This window comes from uncultured Chitinophaga sp., from assembly GCF_937898475.1.
GTDB lineage: Bacteria > Bacteroidota > Bacteroidia > Chitinophagales > Chitinophagaceae > Chitinophaga.
The window spans coordinates 177,690-199,351 of record NZ_CALEJS010000016.1; the positions used below are offsets into that span (position 1 = coordinate 177,690).

Here is a 21,662-nt window from a genome sequence, read left to right on the forward strand (position 1 = left end):
TACTCCTCTGGCATAAAGACTGTGCATTTGTTATCTTTCCAATAGCTTATGCAACATCACCATCTCAGAGTAGCCTGGCGTAACCTGTGGAAAGACAGGTTCTACTCCATCATCAATATCTCGGGCCTGGCCCTGGCCGCGGCCGCTTTTCTGCTGATCATCCACTATGCGGGGTTTGAATATAGTTATGAAAATGGCTACAAAAAGGCAGACAACATCTACCGGGTAACGCTGGATCTCTATAAAGATGGCGCCTATGTGGTAACAGATTGTGAAACACATCCCCCGATGGGACCGGAATTAAAGCAGCAAATGCCGGAGGTGAGGGATTTTGCGCGGATGCAAAACATGGATCTTTGTGAGATCATCAACCCGCCGGCTACCGCTATCCGTACAGATCGCGTATATGCTGCCGATCCTTCCGTGTTCTCCATCTTTAACTACGAATTCATCAAGGGCAATCCCGCCAAAGCGCTAAGAGGCGATATGGAGGCCATACTCACGGAAACCACTGCCCGGAAACTTTTCGGCAACGCAGATCCGCTGGGCCAGGCGCTTGGCTTTCGGGGAAAAACACTCACCGTCACCGGCGTGATCAGAGACCTTCCGCCCAATACACACCTGAAGATCGATATGCTGGTGCCTTTCTCCATCGTTCAGCAGTTCGGGATAAATGTTGACTCCTGGCAGGGCAACAACAACTACACTTACCTGGAAATGGCCCCTCATACCAACCTCGCGGCTTTTAACCGGAAACTGAAAGCTTTCTCCCTGGCTAAAAAGGAATTAAGAGATAAGATCTTTACAGCAGAACCTATCAAACAGATCCATCTGCATTCCAAAAAAACATTTGAACCGGAAGTGAATGGCGATGCAAGGACGGTACAATTCCTGCTTACTGTTGCATTCCTGATTCTGCTGATTGGCACGGTTAATTACGTTAACCTTACTACTGCCAGGGCAGCAGAACGGCTGAAAGAAGCCAGTATCAAGAAAATACTGGGGGCATCCAGGTTCACGCTGATAAGGCAGTTCTTTACGGAATCTGTCATCATTAACCTCCTGGCCTGTACCCTGGCCCTGCTGATCATACAACTGGCGCAGCCCTACTATATGCAGCTCACCGGTATGCCTGCCCGTATCCGTATCTTTAACAGTGCATCTTTCTGGTATTACGTTGCGGGATTATTTGTGTTGAACTGCCTGCTATCCGGTGTATACCCTTCCATTGCACTCTCGGCAGCCAAAGCCGTGCATGCACTGAACCGCAGCTTTACCAATGCGCTGAAAGGCGGCGCACTCAGAAAGATACTGGTAATAGCACAATTCACTGTAGCCTGTATCGTACTGGTTACTTCCATTATCGTACAAAAGCAACTACACTTCATGCGTAACCAGGAACTGGGCATGAACCTGGACGGCGTACTGGCCATCAGGGGTGCAGATCTTGACAAAGACAGCACCAGTACCCTGCTATACAAGCAGGAGCTATTGCAGCTGCCGGGCGTGAAAAAAGTTTCACTGGCGGGCGCAGTGCCCGGTTTACCCGTCAGCGATCTGTCTACCACCAGCTGGGTCACCATTGCAGGGCAGCATCAAACCTCCAGCTTCAATTATTATGTCTATCCCATTGATGCAGACTTTCTGCCTGCTATGAACATGCAACTGGCGGCGGGCAAAAATTTTATTGCCGGTACGCCTAATAACAACAAAGTGATCATCAACGAAGAGGCTGCGCGGAAACTGGGCTTTCAAAATGCGGAAGCTGCCGTGGGCAGAAAGGTCGCGATTTTCGGGCAGGAGATGGAAGTAACAGGCGTGGTAAAGAACTATCATCAGCTGTCACTAAAAGAAGCCTTGCTGCCCATCATTCACTGGTATTACGAAGGCAATACTACCCTGTTTGTAATAAAGGCAGACACCCGCAGTATGAGCCGTACCATCAGCGCCGCCGAAGAGAAGTGGAAGCAATACTTTAAAGCGCATCCCTTTGAATATCGTTTTGCAGATGACCAGTTTAACCAGCAATACCAGTCAGATACCCGCTTCGGGCAGATCGTAAATATTTTCTCGCTGTTCACCGTCTTCATCACCTGCCTGGGACTACTGGGACTTACTGCTTACAGTGTATCCAGGCGTACAAAGGAAATAGGCATCCGCAAAGTGCTGGGCGCCAGCGTTACGGGCATCATTCACCTGCTGACAAAAGATTTCATCCGTTTGGTGATAGCGGCTGTTATTATAGCCACCCCCTTTGCATGGTATGCCATGCAGCAATGGCTGCAAAACTTTACCTACCGTATTGACATACCCTGGTGGGCGTTCGTAATAACCGGTGCGCTGCTGGCAGCAGTGGCGGTTGTAACTGTAGGTTTACAATCACTTAAAACGGCGCTGGCCAACCCGGTAAACAGTCTTGGAAAGGAGTAGTATAGCAGTACTTATAAAAAAAGGCCGTCTCTTAGTGTTGAGACGGCCTTTCCTGTTATTGATCGATGTATTAATATTCAAACTGCCTGGTAGTTGCCCCACCGGATGCGGAGTTAACCACCACCTTTGTCAGCTGTTTCTTGTCATTGTAAGTATAGGAATACGTATTGCTTTCAGGCTGATCTCCGGGATAAGCAAAAGTTTCGCTTGTGACCAGGTTCTTATTGAAGAACATTTCTATACCTGCAATTTCGTCTGCTCCAAGAAAATTCATCCAGTTAAATAAACAGATCGGCTGAAAAACGTTGGGCTCATTATTATAAGCATACGTTATTTCATACAGTAAGGTATTACCGGAGCCATACTGCTTCGCACTGGTGATATTACCATTCGTTACTTCATAAGTAGTATAGTTCACCAGGGTAAAATCAGGATTTCCTAGACCGGATGTATAATAGCTCTTTTTTGAAACAACCCCGTTGGTATATTCAAAGGTATACCTGGTTTTATAGCCGCCGCTGCTGGCCACAAAATTGGCTTCCACCAGCTGATTACCTGCATTGTAACTGAAAGAAGTGCTTCCCCAGCTGTTCGCCCCTTTACCGGCAACTTCGGTGATTAGCCCTGCCGTACTGTAAACAGCTTCGAAGGTATCCAGTTCCTCTACATCAACAATGCTTTTAATACGCCTGTCTGCATCATAGTTAAAAGCGAAAACAGTGTCGTCTGCAGGATTAACTCCCTGGGTCATTTTTGTAATAAGCGTTCCTGGTTGATTTTCGTCCGGGTCAACAGGGGCTTCGTCTTTACTACAGGAAAAAATTGTCAGAGATGCTACCAGTAAGATAGCAATAGATTGTTTGATTCTCATATGGGTTACGCTTGTTTTAATATTATTCGAAATTACAATATTATCTGGCTACCTGCAAAAAAAACTGCCTCCACCGGAGACAGCTTTCAATATTGTTGTATGTTATTTATGTTTAAACTGCCTGCTTACGTTTAATTTAAATACACCTGGTACTGCAGCAGAAAGCTTCCCTTCCTGTCGGTTGCTTCCGCCAGCAGGCTGCCTGGCATTACCTGGTAAATGGGCCTGCTCTGGTATGCAAAGGTGAGTTTAGATGTATGTCCTTTCAGCAGCCAGTTAACACCGGTATCCCAGAAAGCCATATTATCCTGCAGGCGGTCATAGTGCGCATATTGCAAACTGGCGTAAGGCATCAGTGTGGTTTTGCCGATGAGCTCATTTTTGAATTTATAACCCACCTGGCCATACAACAGGTTGCCTGTTCCGAAAGAAGGATAGCCATTACCACTGCCATTCAATATATCGGGGCGGTTAGTGCCGTTGCCGGGGTTCATGGTAGCCTGGTTACGGCTAAAACCATTGCCGTAGTTGAAATTGATATAGGCGGCATAGGCGCTGATGGCAGTACCGGTGGCGGCATTCAGCGGCGCATCGTAGTATACGTCTACCGCAAAATGCTGCATGGCCTGTTCAATTGTATCGCTGTTATGACCGGTACGCCACATGGCATCCGGCTGGTACTGGAAGCCGGCGCCGATGTTGAACACTTTTTTAGTGCCCAGGTATGTGCCCGTCATATAGGGAGTGGTATTTGCCTCCTCATCCAGGAATTGCCACTGGAAATATCCCTGCCACTGCATTTTAGGCGGCTTGGGAGAGAAGGTGGCATTGCTGCCGATAGTGGGCGTGTAGCCGGCAGATTTAGTAATAGACATGGGGCTGCTCATTACCAGGCGGTAATCCAGTTTGCCGAATTTACCTTTCGCATACAGGCTCAGTTTCCGCAGGAACTGATCAGTGGCGTCGTTGGTGGTTTGTTCAAACAGGGGCGCGTCTATACCCAGGATAGAACCTACAGAGGGCGCCGCATAGCGCACCAAACCATTCCACGCAGAGAGACCTGCGCCGAGAGATAAGTGCTTTCTGGCCACTTCGTACTCCCCGGTAATGTCATGTATAAAGAATCCTGCTTTCCGGTCTGCAGAATAATTGAAGTTGTTCATTCCCACCTGGGCATAAATGAACACCCGGTCTGTGATCTGTCCAAATGCCTGCATCCTGGCGCGGCGGATACCGATATCCGTAAAATTATCCTTTTCAAACCCGTTGATAGTGGTACCGGGATTCATATCGGTGTTCCTGATCCACACCTGTGATATCAGGGTAAGCTTGAAGTAGTTGCTGCCATCTTCATTCAGCCATAACTTACCGTCTTTGAAGGTCTGGGCCTGAACGCCCATCGCCGTAAATGATACCAGTAAAGCTGCAGTACATTTCTTTAAAACTTTGATCATCTCCATTACGTGAATATGGTTTTAGTTTACCGCTGATAGTTGTAATAGCCGTAAAAATAGTAAAATCTGCCGCTTTAAAACAGGAAGAGGCTGCCCTGATACCGGACAGCCTCTTTATACTATCAAGAAGTGTATGCATATTTACTGATCCCACCACATCTTGTCTGTCAGCTTCGCGCCCTGCTCCGGACGCGGGTTGGCGATGATCTCGTTCTGCGGGTACAGTAAGCGCCGGGGTATGTCAGACAAGGCATTCGGTACTTTGGTCATGGCAGGATAACCTGTTCTTCTCCAGTCTACCCAGTTTTCTATGTTAAGAAAATTGGCCACTTTCTTTTCCGTCATGATCAGGCGTAATGCATCTCCTGCGCTGAGCGTGCCCCTTTCAGCAAGGTAGGTATCTATTGCAGCCTCACTCACACCCAGCTTTTCCATATGCGCGCGTATAGCCTGCTGGTAAATAGGCTGGGCGGCGGTAGCGCCGGATTTGATCAGGGTGGCTTCTGCTTTCAGGAACAAGGCTTCCAGGTACGTCACCATGTAGTTGTTGGCGCCGGGCCCCTGGTAAAAATCCGTAGGGATGGAGTAAGATTCCAGGCTGCCAATGTCTATTGCACCGATCTGGCGGCCGGTATACAAACCGGTTTGCCTGGCGGGCCTCACCATCCTGGGTAAACGGGGATCGTCATGCGCCTTCAATGAATCTACAATGCCGGATGCCAGTATCAAAGTAGAACTTGGCAGGAATGTAGTGTACCACACATTTTCCTGTCCCGCAATACCTGCGTAGGGAAATTTCAGGTCGTCATCATGGGAGGCCATACCCTTTTCCAGCGCTGCCAGTGCAAGATCTGCCTGTGTGGCGGCGTTGTAGCCGGGCGCTTTGGTAAGGTGCATGTAATAACGGGCTTTCAGTGTGTAGGCCAGTTTTTCCCATTTGCTCATATCTCCCTGGTAGAAATAGTCATCGCCTGCGGGCGCTTTTGCACCCTGCTCTGCAATATGCGCAATAGCGCTGTCCAGCAGCAATTGTATACCCTTGTAGATATCTTCCTGTTTATCGTACACGGGTGTATACTGCTGTTCACCTCCCAACGCCTGTGAAAAGGGAATATCGCCCCACATATCCGTGCCTGTGCCCCAGGTATAGGCGGCCAGTATCTTGGCAATGGCCTGGTAGTTTGGATTGCCGTTGGTTTTGGCTACCGCATCCAGCCTGTTCATATTGGTCAGGCAGGTGGCGTACAACACGTTCCAGTCCACATCAATATCGGTATGCAGCTGGAAATAGGTTCCTGCATTGGGTACCGGCTGGTTCAACGCAATAGTCTGCAGGTACTCCTGTATAATAATGGCGGCATTACCGCCGTATAAGCCATGCGAAAGGGCTACTTCCACCGGGGGCAGCAAGGCTGATTCCTGTACTGATTCCGGCCTGTTGGGATCTTTGTTTACATCGAGGAACTTTTTACAACCACCGGCTGTAAATACACATCCTGCAACTGCTATGATCAATGATATCTTTTTCATCCGTTAATATTTTTGCGCCGGCTTAAAAACTGGCTTTCAGTGAAAAGTTGATGGAACGGGAAGTCGGTGTGGAGAAGGAGTAAATGCCCTGCGATCCGTTATTGGAGCCAAACGGACTGGTTTCCGGGTCTCCACCGGTAAAGTGCGGGCTGTGTATCCACAGGTTACGCCCGGTTACTGCAAAGGAGGCCGACTTCAGGAAGCTTCTCGGGAACAGTGTTCTGCCGAAATCATAGTTGAAGGTAACCGTACGCAGTTTGATGTAGGTACCATCCTGTATCACCGCTTCAGTAACCCCGCTTAACCTGCGCCAGTAATCCATACCGGAAACCGAAATTGTATTCGGCTTGTTATCTACCACGCTGATACCTTCTACTACCCTGTCTGCCCTGTCTTCAGTTATTTTTGGTGTGCCATAGAAATAACCATATCCATCTACGTTATTCTGTATATCGCCGCCTTTCTTCATATCAAACAGGAAGCTCAGGCTGAATTGCTTATACCGCAGGGTATTGGTTAAACCGGCCGTCCAGTCTGGCGTAATGTTACCGATATTGTTGATACTGCCATCAGAAAAAGGCAGGCCCGTTTCATCTATCATCAGTTGTCCCTGTTCATTCCTTTTAAAGGAGCTGCCCATGATCACGCCATAGGGCTGCCCCACCACGATGGTGGTAAACCCGTTGCCCAGCTGCTCCATATCATTGTATATATACAGCACCTTGTTACTGATCTTGGTAAAGTTGAAAGTGAAGTCCCAGCTGAAGTTCTTGCCCACTACCGGTTTTGCGTTCAGCAACAGTTCCACGCCCTTGTTGGACATGCGCGCTGAGTTCACCGTAGTGCCGGTAAACCCGGTAGAATATGCCACTGCTACACCGGGGATAAGGCCATCTTTTGTTTTCTTGTTGAAATAAGAAGCCTCCAGGCCTATGCGGTTATTGAACAGGTTTGTTTCCAGGCCTACTTCAAATTCATTCAGCTTTTCGTTACGCAGGTAGGGATTACCCAATGTTTGTGACAGCAGGTAACCGGATTGCCCCTGGTAAGGAAAAGTGATGGCGCCCAAACCCGGCATGCCGTCTGGTTTCTGAAAAGGTGTGCTGAGTGAATATGGCGACACGTTATCATTACCTACTATTGCATAAGACACTCTTACCTTACCAAAGTTGATGATGTTGGAAAGCGAGGGTGACAACAGTTCAGAGAAGATAAATCCGCCGGCTACTGAACCATAGGGATAGAAGGAATTATCCTGCGCCAATACAGAGCTGCCATCATAACGGCCTGTCAGCGAAAGCACCAGCATCCGCTTATAGTCTATGTTGGATTGTGCGTAGAAGCCAACCTTTCTCGAGCGTACCTCATTATCGATAAAGGAAATATTGGAGGCCTGGTTAATGTTCTCGTAGTTTTCCACGCTCAGCCCTGTGCCCGTGGCGTTTGTTGTTTGCCTGTACAGCGAGAATACGTTGTTACCCAGCAGCACGCTTACATTGAAATCGCCAAACGTTTTATTGGCATTCACAATGAAGTCATGATTAAACTGCCTGAAGGTAATGTTCTGCTCAATGATCTTACCGAGGGGATTGGAGTTGGAGCCGATAGCTTCCAGGTATTTATCCTGCTCAGTGTAAAGATCAGCTCCTGCACGTTCTGTAATGGTCAGCCAGCTGAAAGGGCTGTAGTTTAAGGTGATTACGGGTATGAACCTGTTCACCCTGGCCCTGTTGGTGATATTCTCCACTGCCCAGTAAGGGTTGTTCCTGGAGTACCGGAACACGCGCTGTGTACCATCAGGGTTCAGCGCGGGTTTGGGATCCCATGAAATAGGCGCTGTATACACTGTCCAGATAGGGCTTTCCAGTGTATACCCTTCCGGCGCCCGGTCGTTGGTAGAGCTGGAATAATTCAGCTGGAAAGTGCTGTTCAGGTTACTCAGTATTTTGGTGTTGTATTTTGCAAAGAGGGCATGCCTTTTATAATCTGTTTCAGGCACGGTACCTGTCTGGTTAATATATGAGTAAGACATCAGGTAATCGGAATTACCGTTGCCGCCTGATACGCTCAGCGCACTGGTTGATGTGATACCTGTTCTGAAAAAATCCTTGAGCTGGTTGTACTTCCTGGCGCGTTGCCCGTTCACCATTAAAGTATCCATCAGCGGCCCCCAGGAGCTGCTGGTTTTCTGGTCCGGGTCTTCACCGTTATAAAACACGCCTCTTTCACCCTGGCCGTATTTGTCCTGTACTTCGGGGAACCAGGGCTTTTCAAAAGAAAGATCCTGTGAGAAGTTCACCCTGGGTTTTCTGTCTGCACTGGCCAAACCGCTTTTGGTGGTGATCATCAGTACGCCCCTGGCGCCGGAAGAGCCGTACAATGCAGTAGCGGCAGCGCCTTTAAGTACGCTGATGTTCTCTATGATAGCCGGGTCGATATCCGCCAGCCTGTTGGTACCCGGCCCCATGGTAAGGTTACCTGTTTCGTCATTATTGATCTGCACACCGTCTATTACGATCAGCGGCTGGTTCTCTCCAAAGAAAGAAGTGGCGCCCCTGATCACGATCCTGGACGCGCTGCCCGGCGTACCGGAAGCGCTGGTGATCTGTACACCGGGCACTTTGCCGGATAACGCATTTACGATATTGGGCTCTTTGGCAGCCGCCAGCGTAGCGCCTTTTACTTCCTGGGCGCTGTAGGTTAATACGCGTTTATCGCGCTTTACACCCAGGGCGGTTACCACTACTTCATTCAGCTCTTTCTTGTTTTCGGAAAGAGTGATGGTAACAGACGACTGGTTGCTGACTGTTACTTCTGCCGGGTCAAAACCAATAGCCGTAGCCACCAGCACGGCTGTTCCGTCATAAGCAATTTCGAATGATCCATCGGCGCCGGCGGTGGTGCCTTTACCACTGTTCTTAATCTTGATGGTAGCCCCGATAACCGGGTTACCACTCTTGTCTGTTACTTTCCCCTTTAATGTAACAGACTGGGCATAGGCGTCAATACCCACACAGCATAATATTGCTACGAACCATAGCAAATACGGCTTAAGACTCATGACGATTCAGATTTTAGTTTGGTTATTTGTTTTTCATTGTTCGGGATACAAAGCCCCTGCCGTAGTTCGGACTTACAGCAATAAAGCACACTCAATGGATTCGTATTCCATTCAAAAAAGAATGATGATAAATTTCCCCTTCCCCGGTTAAAAAGACTTATAAGGAACGGGATAAAATTATTCATTGCTATAACAATATACTTCAATGATCTTGGCTGATACTACCCATATCTTAACCTGTTCGATAACTATTGCTTAAAATAAGGTAAAATATTGGTAAAGTATACGCATGCTGGCGTATTGCTATTAATATAACACAGACCTTTGCATAACAGGTAAACAGCTACCATATAACATAAAAACAGTTTTCAAATGGATTTACAGTTAAAAGGGAAAACCGCTTTTGTAAGCGGCTCCACCCAGGGAATAGGATTTGCCATCGCCCTGCAGCTGCTGCAGGAAGGCGCAGGTGTGATCATCAACGGCAGAACGGCAGAAAAGGTGAAGCAGGTAACAGAAAAGCTCTCCCGGCTGGTTCCCGGCAGCAGCATATCAGGCATTGCCGCAGATTTCTCAAAAGCAGACGAAGTACAACGCCTGGTACAACAACTTCCGGCGGTAGATATACTGGTGAATAACGCCGGGATCTTTGAGCCCAGACACTTCCTGGAGATCACCGATGAAGAGTGGATCCGTTTCTTTGAAGTGAACGTACTGAGTGGTGTGCGGCTCTCGCGCCATGTACTGCCGGCCATGCTGGAAAAGAACTGGGGCAGGATCATCTTTATCTCCAGCGAGTCTGCGATCAACATTCCCGAAGAAATGATCCACTACGGCACTACCAAGACCGCCCAGCTGTCTGTAAGCCGCGGCCTTGCAGAACTGACTAGGAACACCGGGGTAACCGTTAATACCATCCTGCCCGGTCCTACCCGTTCTGAAGGCGTCGATGAATTCATTAAGCAGGTGGCTGCCTCCAGGAAGATCACGCCCGAACAGGCGGAAGTAGAGTTCTTCAAAACCATGCGCCCTTCTTCCATTATACAGCGCTTTGCAGATGTAGCCGAAATAGCCAACCTCGTTACCTATATTGCCAGCCCGCTGTCTTCCGCTACCAACGGGGCATCCCTGCGTGCAGACGGCGGCATTTTAAAGACGATCTTTTAAGTGGTGGGAGCTGTCCATCTTAACCGTGGATTAACTACACACACAGGCAGAAAAACCTAATATTGCACCAGCATTAAGCGATTTCACACCTGAAGAGGTGTTTGTTTTTGGGTTTTCATAACGTGATTATTAAGACAGCGACCGCCTGTTCAGGCGGTCGCTTTGCTGATGTCAATTTTCCAATGAGTTGTAACAGGGTTAGGTTAAAGTATAAATACATTAGGAATATGCATCTTTATCATTATCAGCGGAAATCCCAAATATTTCCCTTTTTTATAACACAAAAGTACTACCTTCACCGCTCATGCGATACTTTTACGTTCTAACCTCGTTTTCATGAAAAGAACCGCCCTGATTACCCTTGTGATGGGAGCGCTCGTTGCCTTACTTTCCTATGCCGCAGGTGAAGCTGGTCTTCTTAGTGTTAAAGCATATTTCCAGATTGGCATTACCGGTGTAGGATTGATGATCCTGTCTGCGGGTTATTTCCTGACCTCCTTTATGGTTGAATGGGCCAGGGAAACGGACCTCTTCAGAAGGATTCTATAACGGCAGCTGCACGGTATTGAACCAGTAAGAATAGATCATACCGGCAAATTGAATAAGATCAGTGAAATTAGTGGGCTTGATCATGTAACTGTTTACTCCCAGCTCGTAGCATTTAGCAATATCTTTATTGGAAGTAGATGTAGTAAGGATAACAATAGGCAGTGATTTCAACGCCTGGTCTTCCTTAATGGCCCTGAGTGCTTCTCTCCCGTCTTTTTTGGGCATGTTAAGATCCAGTAAGATAAGGCTGGGAGCAGGGTAGTGTGCCTCCTCCTGGTATTTTCCCTGGCGGTGCAGGTAATGTAATAGTTCCTCTCCGTTCTCTACGAAAGATATTTGCACATCTGCGGCGTTCTCCTCAAAGGCCACCTTTATCAACTCCCGGTCATCCGCATCATCATCCGCTATCAGGATGCACTTCCTGCTCTGTTGGCCGTTCCCATTAATGATCATTTTTCAGTACAAGGTTTAAGGCTAAATTTACAACAATTGTTGGTTGCTCAGTACGGTTTCCGGTCAGGAAGCCCAAAATAGCCGATAAAGGTGCTGCAGGGGGTACCGCCTACTGTTTCCGTAATTTGGCCAGTTCACGGAACAATTCTTTCTCCCTCTCTGTAAGATGCTGAGGGATATGCACTGTTGCTGTCAGGTACAGGTCTCCCGGCTGGCTGGCGTTATTGTAATCCGGCATTCCCATACCTTTCAAACGGAATACCCTTCCGCTGTCTGTTTCTGCAGGAATATTCATATTCAGCGGTCCGCCCAGCCCCTGCACTGTTATTTTGCCGCCCATTACGGCGGTGTAAAGGTCCACATCCACATCGCCGTAAATATCCCGGCCTTTCAGTTCAAAACCGGGGTGAGAAGCCAGTTTAACGGTGATCAGCAGGTCGCCGTTCTCACCGCCCCTGCCGGGCGCACCTTTGCCTTTAAGACGTATCACCTGACCCTCGTACAGGCCGGGGTTCAGTTTAACATTCAACCGTGAGCCGTTCACCACTATCTGCCGGGTACCGCCCTTATAGGCGTCTTCCAGCGGCACTTCCATGGTGGCGGTAAGATCTTGACCGCGGCTGCTGCGGCTTCTGCCCTGGCGTCGTCCTCCCCCTCCTCCGAACTGCCCGAAAAGCTGTTCAAAGAAATCGGAAAAATGTCCGCCTTCACTGCCAAAAATATCTTCCGGGTTACCCTGGTATGAATAGGTTTGTCCGCCGGCGCCCCATTGCCCCCAGTCAAAATCCTGGGCCTGGCCGCCGTAACGTTCATAATTTCGCCAGTTTTCACCCAGCTGATCGTACTTCTTCCGCTTCTCCGGGTCGCCCAGCACTTCATAAGCCTCACTGATCTCCTTGAACTTTTCCTCTGCCGCTTTGTCACCCTGGTTCTTATCCGGGTGATACTTCACCGCCAGCTTCCGGTAAGCTTTCTTTATGTCTGCCTCTGATGCATTCTTCTCTACTCCCAGTACTTTATAATAGTCTTTGAAGTCCATACGCTGGCTGTATCAATAAACATACCACCCCCTGCAATGCTGTCACTTTTACCGGAGAAGAGCCGATGGTCCATAGTCCATGGTCCGTAAACAGTTTATGCCCCGCATAAACAATTAGAGGCAATTAAGTAATTGCCTCTTATGCCTTGTGCTACTTATAATTCATAAAGGCCATGGTCTATGTACTATGGACCATGGCCCCCTCCTACTTCAACAGTTTGTAAGCGATCTCAGGATAACCGCGTTCGCCGCCGTCCTGGCCTATTCCCGCGCTGATGAATTTCAGTTTGTAATAATTACCGGCGGGATCCTTCACTACATAGAAACGATCAGCTTTGATTCCCAGGGTTGCGCCGGAGGTAGTTCTCCATTTGCTGCCGATAGCGTCCCGCTGCGAGCTGTATACCAGCTTTGCGTTGTTTACGTCAGACAATGCAAAGCTGTCATAATCGAAACCGTCTGCAGTAGTGGCCTCTGCTGCCTGCACACCCGCTTCGCGGTTGGTATATACAAAGTCGGAGTACAGGTAGGGGATCATGGCGGCCCCGCCACCGGCAAAGTACAAGCCATATGACCACTGTATGTCCCATTCTGTTTTCTTCGGTGCTACGTTCACGGTCCTGGCAGATTCCAGCGAATAGAACGTAAAGCTATAATCAGCGTTTTTGCTGATATCTGCTGTCTGTATGGTAGTAGCGCCCAGTTTAGCGAACTGTAATCTGTATACATCACCGTTCCTGCTTACCCTGATCTTATACCAGGTGTTGGGATCTGAAGCGCTGGCTGTTTCAGGTTTCAACAGGTACACCTTATTGTCTGCATCGGTGCCAGATACAGCGGCGATCGCGGTCTTGCCAAGATCACCATATACATCATCCACCATATCCATGGTACCCTGGCCCTGGCCCAGCCCCAGGCTGATACCCGTGCTGTCGGCAAGACCAACCTGGCTGATGTCTGTTTTATTCAATGCCACCACAGCGGTGGAAGCGGTGTAGTTCAGGATCACACGGTAATCTGCACCGGAGTAAAATCCCAGTGTCCAGCTGGTGCGGGGCACCGCTGTCTGCTTGTCTGCGCTGAAGTCAACGAATACGGAATTGGGCGCACCGGTACCTCCACCGCCGTCCAGTTTCAGCTGCGATCCTTCTGAGGGAGGGATCACCGGTACGGCGTTGTCATCATCGCTACAGGCGCAGAACGCCGCTACCAGGGATAGAGATAAAAAAAGCCTGCGCATCTGCACCATGGCATTCTTGGATGGTCTTTTTGTATACATGTGCTTATAGATATTTATTTGATCTTAACTTTTAATCCAGCGGAAATTCAATCCTAAAAAGTAGGAACGGCCATACCACATCAGTACTGGTCCGCCGGTGCTGTGGGCCTGTCCTACATCTGCAGAAGTATTACGCAGCCGGTCCACATCAAATAGGTTTTTCACGCCGCCATTTACGCTGATATAGCGGTTGATCTGCTTGCTGGCGGTGAGGTCTGCATAATGATATCCAGCTGTTTTTGCCAGCCGCACTGTTGCGGCGTTATCGATATTCACCAGCTCATAGACAGGCCGCTGTCCGCTGTAGTTATAGAACAGGTTCAGCGTAGCGCCCATACGGCGGAAATGATACATGATATTGGCATTCACTTCCGGCGTCCAGGTAAAGGTGGGCGTAGCAAAGGTTTTGTTGTAGGCCGTATCATCAGAGAAGCGGTTATACCTGCCGATATAAGCAATACCCATACCTGCTTCCAGCGCCTTCCAGCTCAGCTTATGTTCCAGCATACCACCGCTGGTCCGGAACTTGCTCACGTTGATATAAGTACTGATAGCAGGATCAGCGGCGTCATAACCAATATCTATGAGGTTGCTGAAATCGTTATAGAAGCCAGACAATGTCATGGCATATTGCCATGATTCCAAACCGGGTACCTGCCAGCTGAGCGAGGCATTGGTGCTATGAGAATACTCAGCCTTCAGGTTGGGATTACCTTTAATGGCATGGCTGGCATCGAAGAAATAAAAATACAGCTCGCGCAATGCAGGCGCACGGAAACCACGCGCGTATGATAAGCGCAGATCAAAATCTTTACTGAGGCTGAACTTTGTATTAACGGATGGTATAAGGGGCGGCGCATCATACACGGAGTTCCTGCTGAAACGCGCCCCGGGACGAATATTCACCCACGCTGCAGGCCTGATCTCTGCAGAGGCGAAGAAGGCATAGTCAGTGATAGCCGGCGATCCTGCTATGCGTTGCCCGCTGCTCGCATCCCGTTGTACGGTAACGCCCGGCTGCAGGGTCAGCGCATCAGATAATTTGTACTGCGCGGTACCCCTGAAGAAAAGCATTCTGAATACGGATACATCCTGCGCAGCTGCATCAGCAGATAAAGAAGAGGTATTGGTACGAAAATCCATGATTGTGGTTTCCGTTTTCCTTTTATAGTCCTGGTAAGATAAGGCCCCGTTGAAACTCAGGCGATCACTGGCCCTCCATACCGCCTGCGCCTGGTGCGTATAACGGCTGGTATAAAAGTGCTGGTCGGTAGCTCTGTAATTACCGGTGTTGATATCGCCCAGGCTCCTGATGTCTTCATCCAGGTAATCCAGCCGATACCACAGCTCCCATTTCCGGGCGCTGAAACCCAGGCTGCCGGTGGCAAAGAGCTGATCCTTGGGATGCCATTCTTTTTTGCGGCCGGAATAATTTCCCTGCCAGCCGCCAAAATCATTGCGGGTTATACTGCTATTGGCAAACCACCCATGACCGCTCCACTGCAGCCCCAGGCTTTCATTGTGTACGCCTTTACCATCAAAGGCCCTGTACTCGTTGGCCACGGTTTCTTCCTGTACCCTTGCCGTTACAACCAAATTATTGCCACCGCCTTTCCGGGTGATCAGGTTAATCACACCTGCCAATGCATCGGTACCATATACAACCGACATGGGCCCTTCCACGATCTCAATGCGCTCTATGGTATTCACGTCTACCTGGCTCAGGCTCTGTCGCGCGCTGCCACGGTCCACCAACGGCACGCCATCCAGCAGTATCTTCACACTCTGGCCAGACATGCCCATGAGCTCTACGTCCGTTTCACCCAGGGTAGCATCGTTGGATAAACGCAGTCCCAGTTCATTGTTCAATACACTTAGTACATCTGTTGCGCCCCGCAGGCGGATCCGTTCACTGCTGATGGTACGTACACGGTAAACAGACTGTTTAACAGACTGCGCCTGGTATTGCCCTGTGATCACCACATCTTTTAATTGTACAGTTGTATCCTGCCCCATGCTGCGCATTGAGCAAAACAGGCAGCATAATAACAGCGGCGTAAAATTTTTCATCTGAGCATGTTTTTTATATTATATCAAGGCGTACACCTGTTGCATCAGCAATGCTTCGCTTTTTCTGTACAGTTGACATGACAATTGGCCTGCCTGATCCCGTTGTACACATTGCTGATAGCAGCCGGCACAACGGGCCAGACAGTAGGGTTACATAGCATAGCAATCCTTATGTTTTGCTGAAAAATATTTTATTGTTTGATGCCGGCGGAGAGTGGCGTTACAAAAGTACGGGATGGTATATATGCAGAATGATCGGATCAGGAAAACAATTTACCCTAAAGGGAAAATCAAAAGTTGAAATTCCAAATAACAAAATCCAAATTCCAAATTCCAAACTTTGGAATTTGTTAATTGGAATTTGGAATTTCCTTCACAAGGGCTCTCCAGGCTTCCAGCTCCGGCATACCGGGTTTGCGTTTACCAAAGAACTGTACGATCATTTCATTGCTGGCATCAAATACTTCAACGGATGTAACGATACCGTCTTCAGAAGGTTTCTCTACTACCCAGCACTGGCGGATATCATCCGTTTTCAGGTGCAGGTTAAAATCAGGATCCATTACGTTGATCCATCCGGGTATCTCCACGATCTTCTGTACTGGTCCGGTGTGGATCTCAATATTTCCGTGATTACCTACAAACACCATGATCTCCAGCTTGCGTGCTGCTGCCTGCTCTAATAACACTTTCACGGTATCGTGCTGTACACGGCGGCTGAAACGGCCTTCAGCAATTTCCAATGCTTTTATCCTGGACACTTTATGCTTCATCAGCATCGGGAAGAAATCATGTGTATCTTTTAATGCAGACCAGTCCTGCAGGAAAGCAGCTGCATCCACACTGTCTGCATACACGCGCGGAGCAGGAGCAGGTGCTACTACGATACTTTCTGCCTGCTCTTCCGCACGGAACGCTGCCACCAGCTGATCCCACGCGGCCAGGTCGGTGCCTTCCACCGCAAAGATCTTGATCACAGCATTGCCCTGCGCATCAAACACCTGTAAGGATCTTTTAAAGCCCAGTGCTTCATCATCCGGCACGGCAAATCCATGTACCCATTTTGAGAAGAACATACGCAGGTCTATATCCTTCCCTACTACTACGCCTGCATGCGGGTTGTCAGTACGCACATCTTCAAATACGCCTTTGCGCTCTATCACGCAGCTTTCATTACGGGTAAGCACCATTACACGGCCAAGAGCAGGCATCCCCTGCAGCAGTGCAGGAAAATCTCTTTTCAGGTGTATTACCTGCTCACCTGTACAGGCGGCCAGCAGCTGTCCTTCGCTTACCGCCAAACTGCGGGCGCCGTCGCGAATCCTGGTTTTTGGTTGTTGCTGGCGTAAAGCCATCCATTTTTCTTTCAATCCGGCAGTCATTGTTGTACTCATATTGTTAGTATATTTTTGTTGGTAACCAGCATGGGGTATGTACAAAGCGGATGATGCAAAACGGATACATCCACGCCGAAACATGTTTTGATATGTGCGGGTGTTAATACCGTATCCAGCGTCCCCTGTGCATGCACATGGCCGTCTTTCAGCAAGGAAATGCTTTGAGCATAGGCAGCAGCCAGGTGAAAATCGTGCAGCACGGCGAGCACCAGCACCCCCTGCGCAGCAAGGCGGGTGGCCAGTTGCAGGCTTAACTGCTGATGTAGTATATCCATCCCCGTTACCGGCTCGTCCAGCAGCAGCATTTTGCGGCCCCGGTAATCCGTTCCCTGCAGATCAGGCGTTTCCAGCAGCTGGGCCAGTACCCTGGCCATCTGCACACGCTGTTGCTGTCCGCCGGAGAGGGTGGTATAGGCACGATGCCGGAGTTCATACACCTGCAGCAGTTTCAGCGCATAGGCAATGATCTCTTTATCATACTTGTTTTCCTGAGCACGGTACACGTAACGGCCCATACCTGCTACCTCCTCAACAGTGAAGGGCAGCAGGAGCGACAGCTGCTGGGATAATACGGCGCGCTGCCTGGCCTGTTCATTAACGGGTATGCTGCGCAGCTCCTGCCCGTTGAGCAGGATGCTGCCGCTATACTGCATATATTCTCCCGCAATGGCGCGCAGCAGGGTAGATTTTCCTGCGCCGTTGGCTCCCATGATCACATGCAGCTCCCCGGCGCTCACCTGCAGCTGTACACGGTTCAGTATACGCGCCGGACCAAAGGAAAGCGATATATCTTTTACATTCAACATTACAGCAGCATTGATCTTTTTTCTTTCAATATCAGCCAGATGAAAACCGGCGCACCAGCAATAGCGGTAATGATACCTACCGGCAATTCTGCCGGCGCCAGGATGGTGCGGCTGATCAGGTCTGCCAGCGTAAGGAGGATAGCCCCTCCCAATGCCGCACCGGGTATGAGCACCCGGTGATCCGGACCAGTGATCTGCCGTATGATATGCGGCACTACCAGTCCAATGAAACCGATCACCCCTGCCACGGCCACACCGGAGGCCACCGCCATGGTGGCGTAGATGATCAGCTGCGTTTTCAGTTTGTCTACTTTTACGCCGCTGTGCATGGCCTCTCTTTCGCCCAGTGCAAACACATTCAGGGCCTGCGAAAGGCGGGGCAGCATCAGCGCTGGTATCAGCATAAAAGGCAGTACGCCCCACACCGTTTGCCAGCTGGCTGCCCCCAGGCTGCCTAATGTCCAGAAGGTGATGTTGCGCAGCTGTTCATTGTCTGCCAGGTAGGTCATTAAACCGGTGAAGGCGCCGCAAAGCGCGTTGATCGCAATACCGCTCAGCAGCATGACAGACACAATGGTACGCCCACCGCGAACGGACAAACGAAACACCAGCAGTACGGTCAGAATAGCACCCAGGAAGGTCAGCAGGTGACGGGCATAGCTCTGTAACAGTCCGTTCACCTGCATGTCCTGCAAAACAGCATACAGTTTAGTTTCCAGCACGATCAGCAATGCGGCTGTAAGAGAAGCGCCGGAGCTCACGCCGATCAGCGCAGGATCTGCCAGCGGGTTACGGAACAAGCCCTGTAAGGAAGCGCCCGCAATACCCAGTCCCCCGCCTATTAACACCGCCAGTAAAACCCTTGGCAGGCGTATCGTCCACAACACCGCTGTCAGGTGCTCCGGGCAGTCTGCCGGTAAACGGATCCCTGCCTTCTGCAGCAAAATGGCGATCACCTGTAAAGGAGATATATGCAGGGCGCCCGTACCAGTGGCCAGTATGATCACCAGCAGCAACAGGATGCCTAAGGCTGATAGCTGAATGCCAGGCGCGCGCCTGCCTTTTACTATTTCCATCATCGTTCACGTATTATTTGCGCTAAGCATTAAGCGTTTTCGCATTAAGCGTCTTTCAGCTTGTCAGACAGTTCGCGGATGGCTTGTATAAGCCGCGGACCAAAGCCAGACAGCAGTTGTCCGTCCATAGCGATCACCTTTTGCTGTTTGCCTGCGGTGGTTTGCGGAATGCCGGGCACTTTCAGCAGGCCGTTCACTCCGCCTACGCTTTGCAGGCCGGTGTCGAATAACAGTATTACATCAGGGTTGGCTGCTACCAGTGATTCAGTTGTAAGTGGTTTGAAATCTTTAAAGCCGTCTGCTGCATTTTTGCCACCGGCCAGTGTAATGATTTTATCCAGCGGAGTTTCCTTGCCCGCTACCATCAGGGTGCCAGCACCGCGGGCGTAGATGAATAATACTTTCCTGGGTTGCTGCAATACCTGCAAGGCCTGTTGTTCTTTGTCCAGCTGCTGGCACAATGCCTTACCTTTACCGGGCGCCTGCAGTGCGGTGGCCACGTCCATGATCAGCTTTTTGGTGCCTGCTATGGAGTACTCCTGCTGCAACACCACTGTCTTCACGCCGGTTTGTTTGAACTGCTCCAGCACGGCGGGTTGCAGGAAATTGGAAGTGGCAATGATAAGATCCGGTTGCAGGGCCAATACCGGTTCAGCGGAAATATTGCGGTTATGCCCTACTTTAGGCAGCTGCTGTACACTGGCGGGATAAGTGCTGGTCACATCTGTACCTGCCAGCTGTTTTTCAAAACCCAGCGCGCAGATAATCTCGGTAATAGTGCCGTTCAGCGATACAATACGTTTGTAGCCCTGCTGCGCCTTTGCGGCGGTATGCAGTAACAGGGCGGCGAATAATAATATAATGGCAGGCTGTAGCCTTCTGAGTTGCATAAGGTATTTGATTTAATAAATGCTATGTATTAAGAAAAATGGTTGACCCTACCCGGGGTTCGGGCCAACCATCACTACACCAGCGCACTTTACTCCGCCATGCACTGGCTAGTATTTTTATGAGAACAACGATTGCGCCGCCTGTACAATGTGTAAGGCAACAGGTACGTTTACTAAACAGCGGATAGATTGAATTTAGTGACCGGCTACCGGTATGCGGAGAATACCTGGCAGGGCTGGGCGGCTACATTCATGCGGCGGAGTAGATGAGCGGGACAAAGCTACGTCACGAAAATGTAAAACATTAATCAAATCGGGAATTTAAAAAGCGTGGATTTACGCAAAAAGAAAAACTGACTGAACTAAATACGCTGCCCGTTGTTCTATAATAACTAGCCCGATTCTGACTGTAACAAACTCTATTCAACTTAAACTGTATCTTATGGATTGGGACGAAATATTGAATCCGTTGTCGCCGCTGTATAAGGATGCGATGTATGAACAGGAACAACTTGTAAACCTGCAGGATGGCCTGATTGCGGCCACTAAAAGCATGATAGAAAAAGTCTATCCGCAGATCTATCACCTGGAATCAGCTGGTTATAAAGAGCTGGAATCCGTTATTATCACTGAATGTGTAAAATTTTCCTGTAAGATCAACGAGGTCATCAACAGATATCATATTGGTGAATAGGACGCAAGCAAGCTAATACCTGTTACTCCACTTTGCAGCTGATCTGTTTTGCATGTATGCCGGCAACAATGCCATAGCCATTCGTTATGTTAGAGTACACGCTTATGGTCTGCCCAAGCACATTGGAGCCGTCCTGGCCATTTTCTTCCTGGTTGTTAACAGAGCGGAGATATTTGTAACCGCCGGCTGTTAATGCACAGACCTCCGCGATCAGGTATTCAAAGTTCACGTCGAACCTTGTCTGCAGCACCAGCTGCAGCGCTTTGCCGTTAATACGGTCATCGTTGAGCAATACATCTTCGTAGTAACTATCGCTCATGAGATCGCCAAAGTTGTTGGTGAGAGAAGGATCTACGCGGAACTCCAGTTTTTCTACAGGGCGCAATTCACCATTCACCGAATCTGCACGGTAGATGCGTACACGGTAATAATTTTGCTCACTGCCGGGATCGGATAAGGTTAAGCGAACGCTGTTACCGGTTTTCCTGGCAAAGAGATCGCGTATATCCGGCTGCCGGGGTATGGTGTCTGAGCCGTAAACAGGGTCCAGGCCTGTTGCCGCCACATGGACCGCATAACGCTTACCAGGTTTGGCGGGTATATCAGAAACAAAGTAGCCCCGGCCGCCTATTACCTGCCAGCTGAGCGATGCAAAAGGCAGCCCGTTCTCCAGCAGCGTTACATGCGCCTGCGGCAGTTCTTTAAAGGCCAGGTCATTGAGGATAGTGGCCGGCTGGCTTTGCGTTACACGTACGTACACCGGGCTGTCTGCCTGAACCATGGTGTTCACCACGATCTTATCGCCTTCATAAGGCAGCTCCACATTGGCCCGTTTTTCACAGGCAGTGAGCAGTATGATGCCCGCTATTATACCGGCGATGATAATACGCATAAAT

Annotated in this window: 17 protein-coding genes; 4 read left to right on the plus strand and 13 right to left on the minus strand. The window is 49.5% G+C overall.

The window, feature by feature from the left end:
- Window positions 1-48 precede the first annotated feature (48 nt).
- Window positions 49-2,430 (plus strand): ABC transporter permease, encoded by a 2,382-nt coding sequence (locus Q0577_RS10620; protein ID WP_298735825.1) that lies wholly within the window; start codon window positions 49-51, stop codon window positions 2,428-2,430.
- Between the two features lie 70 nt (window positions 2,431-2,500).
- On the opposite strand, the gene Q0577_RS10625 is transcribed toward Q0577_RS10620, so the two are convergent.
- From Q0577_RS10625 to Q0577_RS10640, 4 genes are all read right to left on the minus strand, one after another.
- Window positions 2,501-3,301: a hypothetical protein gene (locus Q0577_RS10625; protein ID WP_298735827.1), complete on the minus strand. Its 801-nt coding sequence runs from the start codon at window positions 3,299-3,301 to the stop codon at window positions 2,501-2,503.
- Between the two features lie 131 nt (window positions 3,302-3,432).
- Complete coding sequence (locus Q0577_RS10630; RefSeq protein WP_298735829.1) at window positions 3,433-4,761, minus strand: hypothetical protein; 1,329 nt, start codon at window positions 4,759-4,761, stop codon at window positions 3,433-3,435.
- Window positions 4,762-4,896: 135 nt separating this feature from the next.
- The gene (locus tag Q0577_RS10635; protein WP_298735832.1) at window positions 4,897-6,285 is read right to left on the minus strand and encodes a SusD/RagB family nutrient-binding outer membrane lipoprotein; all 1,389 of its coding nucleotides are present in this window, start codon (window positions 6,283-6,285) and stop codon (window positions 4,897-4,899) included.
- 22 nt (window positions 6,286-6,307) lie between these two features.
- On the minus strand, window positions 6,308-9,346 hold the full coding sequence (locus tag Q0577_RS10640; protein ID WP_298735835.1) for a SusC/RagA family TonB-linked outer membrane protein: 3,039 nt from the start codon (window positions 9,344-9,346) through the stop codon (window positions 6,308-6,310).
- 372 nt (window positions 9,347-9,718) lie between these two features.
- On the opposite strand from Q0577_RS10640, the gene Q0577_RS10645 reads away from it, so the two are divergent.
- Both Q0577_RS10645 and Q0577_RS10650 read left to right on the plus strand, forming a co-directional pair.
- Window positions 9,719-10,513, plus strand: a complete 795-nt coding sequence (locus Q0577_RS10645) for an SDR family oxidoreductase (protein WP_298735837.1) — start codon at window positions 9,719-9,721, stop codon at window positions 10,511-10,513.
- A 336-nt stretch (window positions 10,514-10,849) separates the two neighbouring features.
- Window positions 10,850-11,062 carry a hypothetical protein gene (locus Q0577_RS10650; protein WP_298735840.1) on the plus strand — a complete coding sequence of 71 codons (213 nt, stop codon included), beginning with the start codon at window positions 10,850-10,852 and terminating at the stop codon, window positions 11,060-11,062.
- Here Q0577_RS10650 and Q0577_RS10655 read toward each other — a convergent pair.
- The 8 genes from Q0577_RS10655 to Q0577_RS10690 all read right to left on the minus strand — a co-directional run bounded on the left by Q0577_RS10655 (window position 11,057) and on the right by Q0577_RS10690 (window position 20,072).
- Window positions 11,057-11,515, minus strand: a complete 459-nt coding sequence (locus Q0577_RS10655) for a response regulator (protein ID WP_298735842.1) — start codon at window positions 11,513-11,515, stop codon at window positions 11,057-11,059. The two genes, Q0577_RS10650 and Q0577_RS10655, sit on opposite strands and share 6 nt — an antisense overlap.
- Before the next feature lie 109 nt (window positions 11,516-11,624).
- Entirely contained in the window at window positions 11,625-12,554 is a 930-nt protein-coding gene (locus Q0577_RS10660) for a J domain-containing protein (RefSeq protein WP_298735844.1), read from the minus strand.
- Window positions 12,555-12,759: 205 nt separating this feature from the next.
- Window positions 12,760-13,833, minus strand: a complete 1,074-nt coding sequence (locus Q0577_RS10665; RefSeq protein ID WP_298735847.1) for an HmuY family protein — start codon at window positions 13,831-13,833, stop codon at window positions 12,760-12,762.
- 24 nt (window positions 13,834-13,857) lie between these two features.
- Complete coding sequence (locus Q0577_RS10670; RefSeq protein ID WP_298735849.1) at window positions 13,858-15,903, minus strand: TonB-dependent receptor; 2,046 nt, start codon at window positions 15,901-15,903, stop codon at window positions 13,858-13,860.
- A 350-nt stretch (window positions 15,904-16,253) separates the two neighbouring features.
- A complete protein-coding gene (locus tag Q0577_RS10675) occupies window positions 16,254-17,297 on the minus strand; it encodes a ChuX/HutX family heme-like substrate-binding protein (RefSeq protein ID WP_298735851.1) in 1,044 nt (347 codons plus the stop codon).
- Window positions 17,294-18,106, minus strand: a complete 813-nt coding sequence (locus Q0577_RS10680; RefSeq protein ID WP_298735852.1) for a heme ABC transporter ATP-binding protein — start codon at window positions 18,104-18,106, stop codon at window positions 17,294-17,296. The genes Q0577_RS10675 and Q0577_RS10680 overlap by 4 nt, the downstream gene beginning before the upstream one ends.
- On the minus strand, window positions 18,106-19,185 hold the full coding sequence (locus Q0577_RS10685) for an iron ABC transporter permease (RefSeq protein WP_298735854.1): 1,080 nt from the start codon (window positions 19,183-19,185) through the stop codon (window positions 18,106-18,108). Before Q0577_RS10685 ends, Q0577_RS10680 begins: the two co-directional genes overlap by 1 nt.
- 41 nt (window positions 19,186-19,226) lie before the next feature.
- Complete coding sequence (locus Q0577_RS10690; protein ID WP_298735855.1) at window positions 19,227-20,072, minus strand: hemin ABC transporter substrate-binding protein; 846 nt, start codon at window positions 20,070-20,072, stop codon at window positions 19,227-19,229.
- A gap of 442 nt (window positions 20,073-20,514) precedes the next feature.
- Here Q0577_RS10690 and Q0577_RS10695 point away from each other — a divergent pair, with 442 nt between their 5' ends.
- Window positions 20,515-20,766, plus strand: coding sequence for a hypothetical protein (locus Q0577_RS10695; protein ID WP_298735858.1), 252 nt, complete (start codon window positions 20,515-20,517; stop codon window positions 20,764-20,766).
- Window positions 20,767-20,788: 22 nt separating this feature from the next.
- On the opposite strand, the gene Q0577_RS10700 is transcribed toward Q0577_RS10695, so the two are convergent.
- Window positions 20,789-21,658: a DUF4249 domain-containing protein gene (locus Q0577_RS10700; RefSeq protein WP_298735861.1), complete on the minus strand. Its 870-nt coding sequence runs from the start codon at window positions 21,656-21,658 to the stop codon at window positions 20,789-20,791.
- Between the last annotated feature and the right edge of the window lie 4 nt (window positions 21,659-21,662).

What these genes read in the sequence shown, in the direction of transcription:
- Q0577_RS10655 (WP_298735842.1), bottom strand. Translation starts at nt 11,515, where the DNA reads ATGATCATTAATGGGAACGGCCAACAGAGCAGGAAGTGCATCCTGATA.
- Q0577_RS10690 (WP_298735855.1), bottom strand. Translation starts at nt 20,072, where the DNA reads ATGCAACTCAGAAGGCTACAGCCTGCCATTATATTATTATTCGCCGCC.
- Q0577_RS10640 (WP_298735835.1), bottom strand. Translation starts at nt 9,346, where the DNA reads ATGAGTCTTAAGCCGTATTTGCTATGGTTCGTAGCAATATTATGCTGT.
- Q0577_RS10665 (WP_298735847.1), bottom strand. Translation starts at nt 13,833, where the DNA reads ATGTATACAAAAAGACCATCCAAGAATGCCATGGTGCAGATGCGCAGG.
- Q0577_RS10680 (WP_298735852.1), bottom strand. Translation starts at nt 18,106, where the DNA reads ATGTTGAATGTAAAAGATATATCGCTTTCCTTTGGTCCGGCGCGTATA.
- Q0577_RS10700 (WP_298735861.1), bottom strand. Translation starts at nt 21,658, where the DNA reads ATGCGTATTATCATCGCCGGTATAATAGCGGGCATCATACTGCTCACT.
- Q0577_RS10635 (WP_298735832.1), bottom strand. Translation starts at nt 6,285, where the DNA reads ATGAAAAAGATATCATTGATCATAGCAGTTGCAGGATGTGTATTTACA.
- Q0577_RS10675 (WP_298735851.1), bottom strand. Translation starts at nt 17,297, where the DNA reads ATGAGTACAACAATGACTGCCGGATTGAAAGAAAAATGGATGGCTTTA.
- Q0577_RS10650 (WP_298735840.1), top strand. Translation starts at nt 10,850, where the DNA reads ATGAAAAGAACCGCCCTGATTACCCTTGTGATGGGAGCGCTCGTTGCC.
- Q0577_RS10645 (WP_298735837.1), top strand. Translation starts at nt 9,719, where the DNA reads ATGGATTTACAGTTAAAAGGGAAAACCGCTTTTGTAAGCGGCTCCACC.
- Q0577_RS10625 (WP_298735827.1), bottom strand. Translation starts at nt 3,301, where the DNA reads ATGAGAATCAAACAATCTATTGCTATCTTACTGGTAGCATCTCTGACA.
- Q0577_RS10695 (WP_298735858.1), top strand. Translation starts at nt 20,515, where the DNA reads ATGGATTGGGACGAAATATTGAATCCGTTGTCGCCGCTGTATAAGGAT.
- Q0577_RS10685 (WP_298735854.1), bottom strand. Translation starts at nt 19,185, where the DNA reads ATGATGGAAATAGTAAAAGGCAGGCGCGCGCCTGGCATTCAGCTATCA.
- Q0577_RS10670 (WP_298735849.1), bottom strand. Translation starts at nt 15,903, where the DNA reads ATGAAAAATTTTACGCCGCTGTTATTATGCTGCCTGTTTTGCTCAATG.
- Q0577_RS10630 (WP_298735829.1), bottom strand. Translation starts at nt 4,761, where the DNA reads ATGGAGATGATCAAAGTTTTAAAGAAATGTACTGCAGCTTTACTGGTA.
- Q0577_RS10620 (WP_298735825.1), top strand. Translation starts at nt 49, where the DNA reads ATGCAACATCACCATCTCAGAGTAGCCTGGCGTAACCTGTGGAAAGAC.
- Q0577_RS10660 (WP_298735844.1), bottom strand. Translation starts at nt 12,554, where the DNA reads ATGGACTTCAAAGACTATTATAAAGTACTGGGAGTAGAGAAGAATGCA.